Raw genomic sequence first — 12,496 nt, 5'->3', positions numbered from 1 at the left:
CAAACAGCTCAATGCGCCGCGCTCTGGTTTGGCCGAAGAATTCTTCGGCCCTTCATTGAAGGCGCTCTACCCGGCGTCCAGGTGTGGGGAGTAGCCTCGGCGTTTGGCCGAAGAATTCTTCGGCCCTTCATTGAAGGGTGGAATCCACCTTGATCGTGGCGTCGGGCACCGGGTTTGGCCGAAGAATTCTTCGGCCCTTCATTGAAGCCTGTGCCGATAGCTGAGCTAGTGCCCGCACGGCATGTTTGGCCGAAGAATTCTTCGGCCCTTCATTGAAGGTCGAACTCGGCCCGCTGCCGCAGCATCCGGCGCTGGTTTGGCCGAAGAATTCTTCGGCCCTTCATTGAAGGAGGCACGACCGCCAGCCGATGAGCAGGTGGTCGTCTTGTTTGGCCGAAGAATTCTTCGGCCCTTCATTGAAGGGCGTCGGCGAGGGTCACCAGCTGCCCCGGTACTCGTCGTTTGGCCGAAGAATTCTTCGGCCCTTCATTGAAGGCTCTTGCACGCTTCGGCGTGGCTCGATGACGAGCCAGTTTGGCCGAAGAATTCTTCGGCCCTTCATTGAAGGCCGCTACCCGTCATGCACTCGGCCGAGCGCCCAGGGTTTGGCCGAAGAATTCTTCGGCCCTTCATTGAAGGGGTGAAGCGGCGATGGAGGCGCCGTGGGCGAGCCAGCCTGGTTTGGCCGAAGAATTCTTCGGCCCTTCATTGAAGCATTTCTTGAAAGATCGTCGACGGGGCGCTGTGCATCGAGCGGGTCGCCTTGGGCTGTTCGGTTCGCTTGATCTCGAAGCCCAGGGTTCGGCCGCCGACCGTCGCACGGAGATCGAGCTCGGCGCCGCTGTGGGTGGACCAGAACGCCGCAGTTGCGCGGGCCGAGTCGTCGAGCAGGGCGCGCAACGGCGGAGCGCAGCGCCCGCTCGTCAGCCGGCCCCGGGGACAAACTCGACAGTCGATCACTCTTGCCTCGAAAATCAGGCAGCGGACAGCAGATTTTCAGGGAAAATGCACAGAGGCCCCGCTCCGTCGGCCGCTATTCGTCCGCTCCGAACCAGCCGTCATGCAGGCGGTCGTAGATGCCGGATTCGACAAGCTCCAGCAGCGCCAGATTGAGGCGCTCGCGCAGCTCCGCGTTGCCCTCGCCGACCATCACGCCGTAGCGGACTCGCTGGAAGACTGATCCGACCGTGATGACGTCGCCGCCGGCGCGGTGAGCTGCGTAGTAGCGCAGCACCGGGGCGTCGTACACGACTGCTTCGACGTCGCCGTTGTCGAGCAGCTCGTAGGTCTCATTCACGTCATCGACGATCACCGATCCCACGCCGATCGACGGCAGAAAGGTCTCGCCGGCAGAGTGCTTGACGGTGGCGACCCGGCGTCCGGACAGATCAGCAGGGCCGGAGATGCCTGACCGCAGCTCGCTGACCGCCAGCGACGAGGCGATCGCGGCGGTGAAGCTCGCGAACACCAAGGTGCCCAGGGCGATCCAGAACAGCGCCAGCACTCGGCCCCGGTTGCCGCGCGCCACCTTGTCTCCGTAGCCGACCGTGCTCATCGTCACCACTGACCAGTAGAAGGAGTCCCAGATTCCCTTGCGGTACGGCTCGGCGAAGTCGGGGTTGTGCCGGCGTTCGAGCAGCCAGATCAGGTGAGCGGCGACGAGCACGGCGACGGCGAATACCGCCAGCAGCCACGGCAGGTCTGATGACGCGATGGCCCGTGAGAACGCGGCGATGCGGTCCGCGATGCCTCGGGACTCTCCTGCGGTCGTGAGGATGCTGAGACCCGAGTCGAGCACCGGCACGGTGAAGTCGACGTCGTGCTCGCGATGGCTCGTGACCGACGTGCCGCCGAGGCCGACATCCGCGATGCCGCGGCGGATGTCGTCGATCTGCTTGGCCACGGTGTCGACCGTGTAGATCCTCGCTTCCATTCCCAGGTCGGCCGCCAGCAGCTTGATCAGCTCCACCTCGAAGCCGCTGTAGGCGCCGTTGGAGTAGATCACGAACGGCGGCAGGGCGCGGGCTGCGACCGTGAGGGTCCCGCCTGAGGGGGTGTCGGCGCCGCCAGGCGCCAGCGCGACTGCGCCGGGATCAGCAGCGCGGATCCACTCCTGCACCGTTGCCGAGTTGGCCTGAATCCACTCGTCGGCGTGGCGGCGGATGTCCGCGGGGTCGCCCCCTTCGCTGATCATGCGGGCGTTCTGCGCCGAGATGTCCTCCAGCGGGATGACAATCTGCTCCAGCAGCGTGCGGACGGCCGGGTTCGCCTTGAGGAAATCCGAATTGGCGACGGCTCGGATGTCGTTGGGGGGCCAGCCGGTCTGGCACGGGTCGTCGGCGCATCCGGGAATCCCGGCGACAAGCGTGCGGCCGACGGAGGCCGTCTGGTCTCGGGGCAGCGACGGGAACGGCGTCTGCAGCCACACCACGTCGACGCCGGGCACGAGCTCGCCGAATGTCCAGTTCGGTGTCCACGAGTAGTAGAGCACCGGCTGGCCTGCCCGGTGGCGGGCGACAGTCTCGGCGATGAGCGGCGAGTAGTCGCCTTGGATGTGCTCCACGGTGCCCTCGAGCCCGTAGGCATCGAGATGATGGTCGATGGTGTCCGCGCACGACCAGCCAGCGGTGCAGCCCACCAGGTCGGCCCGTCCGTCGCCGTCACGGTCGAACAGAGCCGCCACCGATGCATCGGCGAGGTCGCCCAGGTTGGCGATGCCGTGGGCCTCAGCGGTGCTGACATCGACGAAGTAGCCCTGCAGCGCCCCGTCGCCGACGGCCGTGCCGACCGCTTCCACAGCAGCACCGGACCCGATGTAGACATCGTGGAGCGGGAACCAGCCGTTCGCCCACAGGTCGACCTCGCCTGCAGCGACCGCCTCGTAGAACTCCGCGTTCTCCATGGTCACCGGGCCTTCGACCCGATAGCCGAGCTGCTGGAGCAGCAGCCGGTAGATCTCAGCCTGGAACCAGCCCGTGTCCCAGGTGGGACGCGCCAAGCGCACCGGGGCTTCCGGCGCCGCGTCCTGTGCTGCTGCGCCGCCGAGCGGCACGAGGACGGCGAACATCACCACCACGGCGCTCACGGCGCCGCGCAGGCGCCGCGGCGGCGTCACCGCCGGCGTCCCTTCGCGTCGCCCCCGACCCGGGTCATGACACAGTTTGCACGGATAGGTCAGCACCAAGTGCCACCCGGCTCTCACCAGATGGTCAATGCATGTCAGAAGCGCTTTGGCAGGCTGACTAATGTGTCAGGACCGGGCGGCGTGTCGCCCGAGTGCGCACGTCGACTTCCGGCACGAGCGACTCGGAGGTCCGCTGTGGACGACGCGCAAACGGAGGCTGAGGGGGATCCGCGGATCCATCGCAGTCCCGACGACACGGACATCAATCTGACCGAGGCGACGCTTGCGTTGCACGATTGGGAGGAAGAGGAGGAGCGCCGGCGCGACGAGGCGATTCACGACCGCAAGCCGCTGCAGGGTCTGCAGATCGATCCGGACATCGACTTCTACCCAGAGGTGGCTGACCGGGAGCCGGGCGATCGCAATATCGTGCGTGCCGGCTTCGACATCCATCCGCAGGTGACGTTCTGGTCGTCGGGCATCCTGCTGGCCTTTATCCTGCTGTCGATCTTCGTCGACGGCACCCAGGATGTGTTCAGCTCAATTCTCGATTTCATCAACGAGAAGCTCGGCTGGTTCTACATCCTCGACTTCAACATCTTCTTGCTCGTGGCGGTCTATTTCGCGTTCAGCAGGTACGGGAAGATCAAGCTAGGCGGCCCGTTCGCCCTGCCCGAGTTCTCCACGGTCTCGTGGTATGCGATGTTGCTGTCGGCGGGCTTGGGCATCGGGCTGATGTTCTGGGGGGTTGCGGAGCCGATCTTCCATTTCATGTCGCCGTCCCCGTTCTTCGAAGGCGTCGAGGCCGGAAGCGGAGCGGCAGGCCAGGCGGCGCTGGCGACCACCTACCTTCACTGGGGGATTCATGGCTGGGCGCTGTATGGGCTGGTCGCGTTGGCTCTGGGCTTCTTCGCCTACAACCGGGGCCTGCCGCTGACGTTCCGTTCGATCTTCTTCCCGATTCTGGGCAAGAAGATCTACGGCACGTGGGGCAACGTCATCGACATCCTGACGGTCATGGCCACGCTGTTCGGGTTGGCCACATCGCTCGGCTTCGGTGCGAGCCAGGCCTCGGCGGGTTTGAACAAGCTGTTCGGGCTTCCCGACGAGCAATGGTTCCAGGTGCTCCTGATCGTCGGCATCACGTTCTTGGCGACCATCTCGGTGGTTGCTGGGCTCGACGCCGGCGTGAAGCGGCTCAGCGAGCTGAACATCTGGCTGGCAGGCGCGTTCTTGGTCTTCGTGCTGCTGGTCGGCCCGACGCTGTTCATCCTGTCGCTGTTCACCCAGAGTGTGGGCAACTACATCCAGGTCCTGCCCGAGTTCGCATTCTGGAATGCGGCCTTCAGCGAAACGCAATGGCAGGCGTGGTGGACCATCTTCTACTGGGGATGGTGGATCTCGTGGTCGCCGTTCGTCGGGATGTTCATCGCCCGCATCTCCAAGGGCCGCTCGGTGCGCGAGCTGCTCTTGGGCGTCATCGTCCTGCCGTCGATCCTGTGCTTCCTGTGGATGGCGGTCTTCGGAGGATCTGCCATCCACCTGCAGCAGAGCGGGGAACGCGACGTGGCGACAGCGGTGAACGACAACGTGGCGACCGCTCTGTTCGACATGCTGGAGTCGTTCCCGCTCACCGGCCTCGTCTCGTTCGTCGGGGTGCTGCTGTTGGTGTCGTTCTTCGTGACGTCGTCGGACTCGGGTTCGCTGGTCGTGGACCATCTCACCTCCGGAGGCAAGCTGGACTCGCCGAAGCCTCAGCGGGTCTTCTGGGCATGCATGGAGGGCGCGGTGGCGATTGCGCTGCTGATCGGCGGCGGATTGAGCGCTCTGCAGACGGCGGCCGTTTCGATCGGATTGCCGTTCGCGCTGATCCTGCTGATCATGTGCTGGAGCTGCAAGAAGGCGTTCGACGAGGAACTCGACCTGCTCGAGAGCCATTACGACGAGCAGATCTTCCGATCCCAGCACAGCGGTTTGATTGCCACGGTCAAAGATCGTCTTCAGCACGGACCGTCGAAGTGACCGGCCGCACACAGCAGCCAGGAGACAAGAAATGAACAAGCAACGACGCAGAAGTCTGATCTTGGTCGGCGCCTTGGTTGCGTTGGTCGTCGTCGCACTCGTGGTGATCTTCTCGAGCGAGGAGGAAGACGGCACGGTGCGGATGGCTCGCGCCAACTGGGACAGCGGCTATGCACAAGCGGAGATCTACGCCGCGCTCATCGAAGAGCTGGGCTACGAGGTCACCGACCCGTCGGAGCACGAGCTCGGACCGCTCAACTTCTATCCCGCGTTGAGGACTGGCCAATACGACCTGTGGGCCAACGGCTGGTTCCCCAACCACGAGATCTTTCTCGACTTCGAGACCGCCGCAGGGCTCTCGACAGAAGGCGAGATCGAACCGGTCGGGACCCAAGTGGGCGGCGGAGGCCGGGAGGGCTACCTGGTCGACAAAGCCACCGCCGACCGACTGGGCCTGGCTTCGATGAGCCAGCTGTCCAACCGGTCGATAGCCGCCGAGTTCGACATCGACGGTGACGGCACCGCCGACCTGTACGGATGCAACGAGGACTGGGGATGTGCCCAGATCATCAACGGCCACATCGCCGACAGCGACTGGGGCGCCAACGTCGAGCAGGACTCAGGCAACTACAACGACCTCATCGGCGAGGTTCGTGCCCGTGTCGATGCGGGCCAGCCGGTGCTGTTCTACGGCTGGACCCCGAACTGGACCTACACAATCCTCACCCCCGGCGACAACGTGGTGTGGCTGGACTCTGCGTTCGAAGTGAACGACATCCGGGCAGTCGCCAACGCCGATTTCCTGGACAGCCATCCAGACATTCGCAGCCTGCTTGAACAGGTCAAGATCGATCTGGCGTGGATTGCGACACAGAACGAGCGGATGGCGGCCGGCGGCTACACCCAAGAGCACATCCGTGCAGATGCATCTCAGTGGATCGAGGAGAACCGGGCGAGGGTCAACGGCTGGCTCGACAACGCACGCGCAGCCTCCTAGGCGTTCTGGGCATCGACGCACGCTGCTTGGCGGCCCGTCACGTCGGCGGCGCTGTCCGGCAGGCGGACGCGAGGCACATAGCGATTCCTGGGGCACGGATGTAGCGGTTTAGTTGTGTCGGTTTAGGTGTGCTGTACGGTGTGGGCTTGTTGCCGGCAGGTCGGTGTCGGCTGTTTTGTGGAGGCTGGTGCGATGAGCGATTCGGTGCGGTTCGGTGCGGCTGCGGGTGTTGGGCGCGTGGCGGGTGCGCGAGGTGACGGCTGGTCGCCTGTCGTAATCCCCCCCCCCCCCAAGAAGCGGTCGCGGGGTGAGGCGCTGGGCGGCGGCGTTTGCGGTGTTGGCGCTGTGCGCGTCGCAGGCGGTGCCGGTGGGTGCCAGCGAGTCGGTGCCGGAGCTGGCCGAGGTGGCGGTTGCGAGTGATGCTGCGGGTGAGCTGAGGGTTTCGTGGGAGGCGCCTGAGCTGGCGCCGTTTGAGTATCGGGTGCGGTGGGCGCGCGACGATTTGGAGTATCTGTCGTGGCGACAGCCCGATGAGGCCGGTCGGGGCAATGCGTGGCCGGCTGGGGACGCGACGTCGATGACGCTGAGCGGTCTGGCTGAGGGCGTCGGCTACAAGGTGCAGATACGGGCGCGGTTCCGCACCGCTGAGGGCAAGGTGATGGCGTCGCCGTGGAGCGATGAGCTCACCGTCACCGTCGCTGCCGCGCTCGCGCCCGTCCAACAGCAGCAGCAGCAGGCCCAGCAGGACGAGCAGGCCCAGCAGGAGGCCCAGCGGGACGAGCAGTCCCAGCAGCAGGCCCAGCAGAAGTCTGACCCGCAGCAGGATGAGGAGTCGTCGCAGGGCGAGGCCCAGCAGTCCGAGCAGGAGCAGGAGGGGTCTGGGCTGGGCTGGGGCGAGGTCGGCGGGTTTGTGGTGTCGAGCGGTGCGCCGGGGGAGTTGACGATTTCGTGGTCGACGCCTGATCCGGTGCCGGATGATTATCGGGTGATGTGGGCGCAGGAGGATCTGGGGTGGCTGACCTATCGGCGGCCGGGCGATGGGAAGACCCGCGGGAATCTGTACCCGGCGGGCGATGTGACGTCGTTCACGCTGCGGAACCTGCCTGTGGGCGTGTCCTACAAGGTGCAGATGCGCGCCCGCTACGGCGTCACCGGTTCGGGGCCGTTCGCTCGCACCGAGCGCAGCGGCCCGCTCACCGATCTGGCCACCGTCGAGATCGCCGACACGGTGCCGCTGCCGGGCGCGCCGCGGCTGATGGGCACTGCGCTGGGCCCGTTCGGGGCGGTGACGCTGTCGTGGGCCGCGCCTGCCGAGGGCGGCCCCGTCGAGGGCTATCGGGTGTGGCGCGGCCCACGGCCTGACGAGCTGGCGGTGATCGCGGACGGCCTCGCCGCTGAGGTGACCACTTACACCGACACGACCACGCCGCCGGGCCAGACGCTGCACTACGCGGTGCAGGCCTACAACGGCACCGGCGAGGGGCCCGCCTCTGGCGCCCTCAGCGCTGCCACGCCCGCGCTGCCCCAAGCACGCGCCGAGCCGGTGCTGATCGAGCCGGTGCTGGTCGAGTTCGTCGATCCCGAGCCGCTCATCGCCGCCCAGCAGAACGCAGAGACCCCGCTGGTCACCAACTTCGCCCGTCCGCAGACGCAAACCATTACGCGATCGGTGGCGACGCGATTCCACGCAGGCAACACTGGAACCTGGCGGCTCAACGCGATCGAGCTGCAGATGGCCCGCACCGACCCCTCCCTTCGCAACGCGGCGACTGTGGGGGTGCATGCCAACCACAACGGCCGGCCCGGCGAGCTCCTGTGGGAGCTGACCCCGCCGTCGGACTACCTCACAGACGCCGACGACGACTTCCGCACCTACCGGTTCAGCGCGCCCGAAGGCGCCATCCTCGAAAGAAACACCTTTTATTGGGTCGTCTCGACCGATGAATCCACTGGTGCCGCGGGCTACATCCCCGCTTACCGGGTCGCCATCGGCGGCGCGGAGGAGGGCACCGGGTTCAGCATCGCCAACGGGAGTTTCAGCGGATTGAATCTCACGACCATTTTGTCGTTCCCGCTGAAGATGGCGGTCTGGGGCGCCCAGTTCGATGAGCCCCACGATGAGGCGTCGCGCAGTGTGGTGGCTGCGGGTGGTTCGGTGGGGGGTGCGTTTCATCGGTCGCGTGATGTGGACTGGTTCAAGATGACGGGTCTGGAGGCGGGCCAGGTGTATGTGGTCGATGTGCTGGGCGAGCAGCATGGGGGCGGCAGCGCCCGGCGTGCGGCGATCGTGGGCATCTACGACGCCGACTCGACGCGGCTCGACAACGACGGCAGCGGTGGCGACGACGATTATCAGTTGCACGAGGTGGGGGGCTTTGCGCGTCGTCGCGCGTATTTGTCGCCGCCGTCGGATGGGGATTACTTCGTGGCGGTGGAGCTGCCGCATCTGTCGGGTGGGGTGTGGGCGTTCTACAGCGATGTGGTGTCGGATCCGGCGTCGGCGCCGGCTGGTGCGCTGGTGGATCGCTGCCACAGATGCGGGCTCCGGGAGGCGTATGTGGTGCTGTCCACCTATACGGTGGCGGTCACCGACCTGCGCAGCACTGATGTGACGCATAATCTCGGTTCCAATGTCGCTGCCGACATTGCCACGGTGGCGGTGGGGTCGAGCGTCGAGGGGTTCTTGCACGACAGCTTCACGCTCGGCGCGCTCACGACCGGCGCGGGCGCGCATCTGGTGCGGGTGGAGGGGCTCGAGGCGGGCCGCCGCAACCAGTTCACGCTCAGGATGCACGACATCGGCGGGTCGCTGCTCAACGACGTCAGGCCGCAGGTGAACCTTTTCACCCTCGACGGCTCCGATCCCGAGGGGCTGAGAGGCCTTGTCAACTTCGGGGTTTCGGGGGGCTTTTCACGCGCCCGCGGCTCCTGGGAGCACTATTTCAACCGGACCCCCGGGGATTATGTGCGCACGGCGGCCAATTTCGAGAACGAGGGGCTCGTCATAAGCGCCGTAAACGGCTCCGGCGGGGAGCCGCCGGCCAAGTATTTGGGGTCGCGTTACACGCTGTATGCGTGGGGCGAGGCCGAGGATCCCGTAGGGGAGGCCCCGGGCGAGGACCTGCCCGGCACCGACGGGTGGCGCTGGCAGCTGCGCCGGCATCTGTTCACGCCGGGGTTCGTGAGCGCCGACGCCGGAGAGGCGGCGGTGTCGGCGACGGTGGACCGTGACGGTGACAACGACTGGTTCCGGGCGTGGATGAGCATGCACGACTACAACACCGTGACGGTCACCCAGACCGCGTCGGCGGGCTGTCTGCGGGTGCGCATGTACCAGTCCCCCAGGCTCATCGACGTGGAGGTTCCGTGGGTCCGCGGCGAGAGCGAGTGGTCGAACGCGACGCGCATCACCGCCGCCTGGGACCCCTACTACGACCACGGCGGGCTGCGCGAGCAGTTCACCTTCGAGGGCATCCACTACATCAGCGTCGAGGCCGGCCCGCTGTACACCCACAACACCGACAGCACCACCCGCTGCACCCTGTCGGGCCTGACCAACACCCAACGAGCCGACTACACCCGATCGAACCCCCGCACCGAATACACCGTGTCATTCAGCAGCCGATAACCGCACCCCGCTCGGCCGCGACGCCGGTTCAGCGGGCGGTGGCGCGTTTCTCAGACTGCGCGAGGTGCGATGTCGGCAGCAGGTATCTCGCACCCCGCCGCTCGCCGACCATCGCCAGCACGCCGTCGTCTCGCAGTCTTCGCAGGAGCCGGCCTGCTTGCGCAGGCGAGAGCTGGCATAGCTCGGAGGCTTCTCGTCGGCTGATCGAGCCGTGGCGCTCGACGAAGGTGTGGATCATCTCGCGCTGCTGGATCTCGTCGAATCCCTTGGTGCGCACGTACTGCGCAGGCTCGCCCAGCTGGCGGTAGAGCGCCGCGGCCATGTGGTAGGTGCGGGCCTTGCGCTCGCCGCGGGACTCCAGCAGGCCGCGCTCGACCAGCGAGTTGAGGGTCGCCCGTGCTGAGGCGTGATCGACTTGGAACAGCTCTGCGGCTCGTTCTGTGGTGATTCTGCGCTCGGCCCGCACTTCGTGGAGCGTGATCAGGTCTTCGAGGCCGAGTTCGTGTCCCGATCGCCGAGACTGGGCGATGTAGCCCGCCAGCTCGGCATCAGCGGGCCCTGATCGAACCCGCGCCACTACAGAACGGCTGTTGCTGGCGGTGTAGTCAGGGGCAGGCCGGCCCAAAGACAGCTGGTGCTCGAAGACCCGGTTGATGCCGCGCCCGATCCGATCGACGAGCCCCGACCGCTTGAAGGCGTCAGCGATCGCTGGATTGCGAGGGCGCGGCATCGTCGTCAAGAGATTGTCGATGGTGACGCCGCGGGGGAAACCGCCGGGGTTGGAGATCGCCAGGACACCACCGTCGACTTGCACCAGCGTGGGTCCAAGCTCGGTGTAGTCGCGATGCACCAAGGCGTTGGCCACGAGTTCCCGAATGGTGAGCTTCGCATAGCGGGGAAGCGCCACCCGAAAGAGCCCGACCTCCACATCCTCCTCGGGATTGCGTGCCTCCACCCGGTCGACCAGCTGCTCCATCGCCCGCAGCAATGGCGCCCTGCTGATCTCATTGGACTTGATCTCGGTGCCGGCAAGCTCCTGAAAGCCCACTTCATATCCCGGCAGATACCTGGTGATGGCGGCGGTCGTCCCGAACAGCAGGAGCGCGCCGATCGTCAAACGGCCGCTGGGCTCCATGAGGTTGAGGGCCCGGACCAGATCGGCATCGGACAGCGACGCAAGCGCGTCGTCGCCGCCTTGACGAGCGAGTCCCCGCATGCGGGCAAGCTCGCCGCCGTCGAGATCGTCCGCAGAGAGCCCATCCACTGCTCGTCGCGAATGGTCGATGGCGCCGCTGGCTCGTGCCAACACCTCATGGGGCGCCATCGGCAGACACTGGGGTTCGCCGTTGACATCGATGGTTCGCCGCAGATAGCGCCCCTTGCTCGTGGCATGCACAGCGTCGGTCGACGGGACTTCTATGACGGCAACCGTCTGGCCGCCGAGCGCGACCATCTCGACGCCGGTCAAGATCGCGGGCTCAGTGCGGTTGGCAATGACGGCCGCGAGCCGGTGACGGTCGGCGTAGTCTCGCTTGTCGGGATCGATGCCGACCACCTCGCCGTCATCGGAAACTCCCAGCAGCAGGCGGCCGCCGTCGCTGTTGGCCAGACAGACAACCGCCGCAGCCAAGTCGTCTCGGTCGATGCCTCCGGGCTTGAATTCCACCGTGAGGGTCTCGCCAAGAGCAATAGTCTCGCTCAAAGCAGCAGCGTCCACCCCGACAGCGTACATAAGTTATGCGCTTTTTGAAATGCTTAGTGCGAGCTGCCCGAAATATGCATAACGCACATTGAAGCCGCCCTCGGCGGCGCTGGCGTCGCCATGGGAACCGGCTGGGGGAGCGGGCCGGCTGCTTGTCGGGCCTGAGCAACACCCAGCGAGCCGACTACACCGAATCGAACCCCCGCACCGAATACACCGTCTCCTTCACCAACAACTAGCCGCCGTCGCGTCGAGCGGGGGAGCAGGTGCGGGGAGCCCGACAGCGTCTCCTGGAGGACCGGAGGGCTCCCGGCCCCCCGCACCTGGGTGCCCTCTCGGCAGCGGTGGCGCCGCCGAGGGGCGGCTCAGGTGAACAGCAGCAGCAACAGCGAGATGGCTGCGAAGCCGCCGATCACGATGGTCAGCGCCCCGGGGATGCCTGCAGGCAGCCGTCTGCGCCGCAGCAGGAACCGGACCGGGGCGAACAGCGTGCTTTTCACTCAGAGGCGTTCCCGTCCCCGCCTTGGGAGTCGCTTACGTCCACGGTGAACGACACCGAGGTGACCGTGCTGCCCGACTCGGAAGCCTCGTCGTCGTCGGAGGGCTCCGAGAAGGTGACGGTCACGGACTCGTCATCGAAGTCGTCGTCGGCGAGGGCCTCGATGCTGATCGACCCGCGGGTGGTGCGGGTGCCGTCGACGGTGGTGCCCTCAGACACGGTGACGCTGACCGCGGAAGTGTCGGAGACGTCCACGACCCAGTCGGTGAGCGCCGGGTCGCCGCTGCACCAATAGTGGGTGTAGTCGATGCTGCCGGTCGATCCCTCCGCCAGGCTCACTGAAGCGGGGCTGAAGCTGAGGCTGACTCGGCAGTTCGCCGACGTGGCGGCCAGCGCCATCGGCACGGCAATCGCTGCGGCACCGGTTGCGATGACGGCTGTGAGAATCAGCAGCGGCCGCCGCCTGCTCTTTCGGGTGCCGTGTCGGGAGGAATGAGGTCGTGATGGCATCAGCCTGCTGCACC

General features: G+C 66.2%; 7 protein-coding genes and 1 CRISPR repeat array (1 of these 8 cut by a window edge). Of the genes, 3 read left to right on the top strand and 4 right to left on the bottom strand.

All coding sequences use genetic code 11. From position 1 onward, the window contains the following. Nucleotides 1-715: direct repeats of the CRISPR family, unit length 36 nt; unit sequence GTTTGGCCGAAGAATTCTTCGGCCCTTCATTGAAGC; it reaches 3,141 nt to the left of the window's first position. A 318-nt stretch (nucleotides 716-1,033) separates the two neighbouring features. Then, on the bottom strand, nucleotides 1,034-3,115 hold the full coding sequence (gene proX / locus ACOGI5_RS15995; protein ID WP_419865396.1) for a glycine betaine/L-proline ABC transporter substrate-binding protein ProX: 2,082 nt from the start codon (nucleotides 3,113-3,115) through the stop codon (nucleotides 1,034-1,036). Between the two features lie 387 nt (nucleotides 3,116-3,502). On the opposite strand from proX, the gene ACOGI5_RS15990 reads away from it, so the two are divergent. From ACOGI5_RS15990 to ACOGI5_RS15980, 3 genes are all read left to right on the top strand, one after another. Beyond that, the gene (locus ACOGI5_RS15990; protein ID WP_419865504.1) at nucleotides 3,503-5,146 is read left to right on the top strand and encodes a BCCT family transporter; all 1,644 of its coding nucleotides are present in this window, start codon (nucleotides 3,503-3,505) and stop codon (nucleotides 5,144-5,146) included. Nucleotides 5,147-5,177: 31 nt separating this feature from the next. Further along, complete coding sequence (locus ACOGI5_RS15985; RefSeq protein WP_419865395.1) at nucleotides 5,178-6,143, top strand: glycine betaine ABC transporter substrate-binding protein; 966 nt, start codon at nucleotides 5,178-5,180, stop codon at nucleotides 6,141-6,143. A gap of 307 nt (nucleotides 6,144-6,450) precedes the next feature. Beyond that, nucleotides 6,451-9,771, top strand: a complete 3,321-nt coding sequence (locus ACOGI5_RS15980) for a fibronectin type III domain-containing protein (protein WP_419865394.1) — start codon at nucleotides 6,451-6,453, stop codon at nucleotides 9,769-9,771. 28 nt (nucleotides 9,772-9,799) lie between these two features. Here ACOGI5_RS15980 and ACOGI5_RS15975 read toward each other — a convergent pair whose 3' ends face one another. From ACOGI5_RS15975 to ACOGI5_RS15965, 3 genes are all read right to left on the bottom strand, one after another. Beyond that, nucleotides 9,800-11,488, bottom strand: a complete 1,689-nt coding sequence (locus tag ACOGI5_RS15975) for an RNA-binding domain-containing protein (RefSeq protein ID WP_419865393.1) — start codon at nucleotides 11,486-11,488, stop codon at nucleotides 9,800-9,802. A gap of 350 nt (nucleotides 11,489-11,838) precedes the next feature. Continuing rightward, nucleotides 11,839-11,973: a hypothetical protein gene (locus ACOGI5_RS15970; RefSeq protein ID WP_419865392.1), complete on the bottom strand. Its 135-nt coding sequence runs from the start codon at nucleotides 11,971-11,973 to the stop codon at nucleotides 11,839-11,841. Then, nucleotides 11,970-12,482, bottom strand: a complete 513-nt coding sequence (locus ACOGI5_RS15965; RefSeq protein WP_419865391.1) for a hypothetical protein — start codon at nucleotides 12,480-12,482, stop codon at nucleotides 11,970-11,972. The genes ACOGI5_RS15970 and ACOGI5_RS15965 overlap by 4 nt, the downstream gene beginning before the upstream one ends. Nucleotides 12,483-12,496: the final 14 nt, after the last annotated feature.

Source organism: Candidatus Poriferisodalis sp., assembly GCF_965208925.1.
GTDB lineage: Bacteria > Actinomycetota > Acidimicrobiia > Acidimicrobiales > Poriferisodalaceae > Poriferisodalis.
Note: the sequence above shows the minus strand (reverse complement) of the source record. Positions and strands in the feature narration are given on the sequence as shown.

Bases quoted from the DNA above. Each gene is read 5' to 3' on its own strand.
- ACOGI5_RS15985 (WP_419865395.1), top strand. From the start codon at position 5,178: ATGAACAAGCAACGACGCAGAAGTCTGATCTTGGTCGGCGCCTTGGTT.
- ACOGI5_RS15965 (WP_419865391.1), bottom strand. From the start codon at position 12,482: ATGCCATCACGACCTCATTCCTCCCGACACGGCACCCGAAAGAGCAGG.